Annotated in this window: 3 protein-coding genes; all 3 read left to right on the plus strand. The window is 39.4% G+C overall.

Features of this window, described 5'->3' with window-relative positions; genetic code table 11:
• A partial coding sequence (locus IQ229_RS24295) for a glycosyltransferase (protein WP_228013628.1) occupies positions 1-617 on the plus strand: 617 nt, incomplete at its 5' end.
• Positions 618-626: 9 nt separating this feature from the next.
• Positions 627-1,145, plus strand: coding sequence for a glycosyltransferase (locus IQ229_RS24300; protein WP_322744042.1), 519 nt, complete (start codon positions 627-629; stop codon positions 1,143-1,145).
• Between the two features lie 632 nt (positions 1,146-1,777).
• The coding region (locus IQ229_RS21310) for a GumC family protein (protein WP_194047130.1) at positions 1,778-3,000 on the plus strand (1,223 nt) is incomplete at its 3' end.

The following is a 3,000-nucleotide window of genomic DNA, read 5'->3' on the forward strand; positions in this document are numbered from 1 at the left end:
TTGATAGACGGGTATGGATGGAAGCAACTACTTTGCAAAAAGCTGGGTATGAAGTTAGCGTAATTTCACCTACAGGTAATGGCTTTGATAAAGATTACGAAATTATTGAGCAGATTCACATTTACCGTCATCCCCTACCAGCAGAAGAAAGTTCTGTCATTGGTTATCTCCGAGAGTACAGTTGGGCGATTAACTGGCAATTCCGTCTAGCTCAAAGGGTATGGAGAGAGCGTGGTTTTGATGTCATACATATTTGTAATCCGCCCGATTTACTTTTCTTGGTAGCAGCATGGTTTAAATTATTTCATGGTATATCTATTATCTTCGATCATCATGACCTCAGTCCGGAAATGTATGAAGCTAAGTATCGGCGGCGCGATATTTTTTATCATGGATTACGCTGGGCTGAACGCTTGACCTATGCCACAGCAGATATGGTAATTTCAACGAACGAGTCACACCGAGAGGTGGCTCTTAAGCGTGGGCACAAGAAACCAGAGAAAGTATTTGTAGTTCGTAGTGCGCCGGATCTTTCGCGCTTTCGCCGAATGCCTCCAAACCCTAATTATCGTAGAGGTAGAAACTACTTGATAGGTTACATGGGTGTCATGGGATAACCAGAGGGTATTGATTATCTCTTAAGAATGGTATATTACATTGTCCACAAAAAAAATCGCTCTGATATTCACTTTATGCTAATTGGTAGTGGACCTATGGCAGAAAAACTCAAGGACTTATCTAAAGAGTTAAAAGTGAATGAGTTTGTAGAATTTACAGGGTTTAAGCAAGGTGAAGAACTTTTAGAGCGGCTTTCCAGCTGCGATGTTTGTGTAGAGCCTTCTCCAACATCTGCTTATAACGAAAATTGCACGATGAATAAAATCCTTGAATACATGGCAATGGGAAAAGCAATTGTCCAGTTTGATTTGCGGGAGGGAAGACGTTCTGCACAAGAAGCATCTCTTTATGCCAAGCCTAACGATGAGGTAGAATTTGCCGAGAAAATTCTGGAACTTCTAGATTCTCCTGAACGCAGAGAAAAGATCGGAGCGGAGGGGCGACGCAGAATGGAGGAGATTCTTGAATGGCAATATCAAGCTCCAAAACTGTTAGATGCTTACGATCAAGTTTGGCAAAGTAGGTAGCTATTTTAACTTTCAGAATTACTATATTAAGTAAGTTGAATAATGAGTAGATGTTGATGGTCAAAAATTACAAACTGACAAAAAGTCGAGTTTTTTACTTGACTTTTAAATTTTGGCTTTGGCTAAGATAGTTGTTCTGACAAGGAACATAGCCGTACAATATCCAAGTAAAAAGAAAGTCTTTGATAATCCAGAAATAGATTTGAATGAATATTAATGGTTGATGGCTAATGCAAAAAACTTTAATTTAACGCCCTGTTAATAAAGGGTTGATTTATGGGACGGCTGTTAGAGTTAGAACGTAGTTAACTCACCTATGATCCCAAAATTAACAAAGGTTTTGCTCAATAAATAAAGGTACACACCACCGTTACAAATTTGTACTAAATGAGGACTAAATTTTTAGCTTAAATATATACTACAATACACTTGAGTTAAGCACTTATTGCGTCTTTGGCGGTTCGTTAGAAAATGATTTTGATAAAGAGTTAAGCTTTAACTGAACCGTATTGGTCTATACTATATTTTATATTGTAAAATTATACATAATCAGTATTGTCAATTGCACTGGTTTGTGGCTGTTATAAGTCAATTTTGAGTTTCTTGCTTAAGACCTGTACTTTGGAAGATTTATGTCAGAAAAATCTATGGAATCTAGAGAATCTATCGATTTAGACCTTAATCGTTACTTATTGATATTGAAACGTTGGTGGGTACCTGCTTTCAGTATATTTGTGGCAACAGTTATTCTGAGTGCTATATCTACAAAATTTCTGAAGCCAGACTATGAAGCAGAAGGAAAACTCTTATTCAGAGTCCCCAGTTTTAAAGTAGCAGGCAATAATCTTTCCCCTGGTAGCTCTGAAGGAGGAGACTCAGGAGATTTGAAACCATTGGTAGCAACTCAAAATCCAATAAGCAGTCAGATAGAGGTTATTTCTTCCCCAGCTTTATTGCAACGGACAATAGACAAGCTACAACTCAAAGACAAAGAAGGTGAACCTCTGGAGGTGAAAGCACTACAAAAAGCCCTGAACCTAAAAATTATTGGTGGGACAGATGTATTGCGTATTAGTTATAGCAGTCACGATCCTGAAGAAGCAGCGGCAGTAGTCAACACAGTTATGAGGTTTTATTTAGAAAATGATATTCTGACAAATCGCTCTGAGGCAGGAGCGACTCGTCAGTTTATGGCCAAGCAACTTCCTACAACTCAAGCTGCTGTTAATAATGCAGAAGTAGCGCTACGTATATTTAAACAAAAGCATCGGATTGCAGATTTATCCGAGGAGACAAGGTCAGCTGTTGCGACTATTGGAAATCTAGACAATGAGATGAATACTGTCAAGGCTCAACTGGATGAGGTAAATGCCCAAACCAATCAACTGCGCCAGAAAGTAGAGCTAGATTCTCAGGAAGCGATCGCTGTGAGTGCCCTCAGTCAGTCACCAGCAGTACAGGGAATTCTTACACAACTCCAAGAGACTGATCGACAGTTAGCGGTTGAGCGCAGCCGTTTTCTAGATGACAACCCTATAATTATTAACCTAGAAGCAAAAAAAGCCAATTTAAAATCTCTCCTGCAACAGCAAGTTGGCCAGACTATTGGCAATCAAACACAAGTTCCCCAGAACCTATTGCAGATTGGAGAACTCAGACAAAGCCTGATACAAAACTTTCTGCAATCAGAAATACAACGTTTTGGCTTAACTCAAAGACTCTCCTCTCTATATAATTCCCGTGCCAGCTATGAACAGCGGGTGAAACTCATACCCCAGTTGGCACAAAACCAGCGGGAGTTAGAACGCAAAGTTGAAGTTGCAGAATCGACCTATCAAACTCTATTGAAACTGTC

The sequence above is a fragment of the Nostoc cf. edaphicum LEGE 07299 genome (genome assembly GCF_015207245.1).
Lineage (GTDB): Bacteria > Cyanobacteriota > Cyanobacteriia > Cyanobacteriales > Nostocaceae > Nostoc > Nostoc edaphicum_B.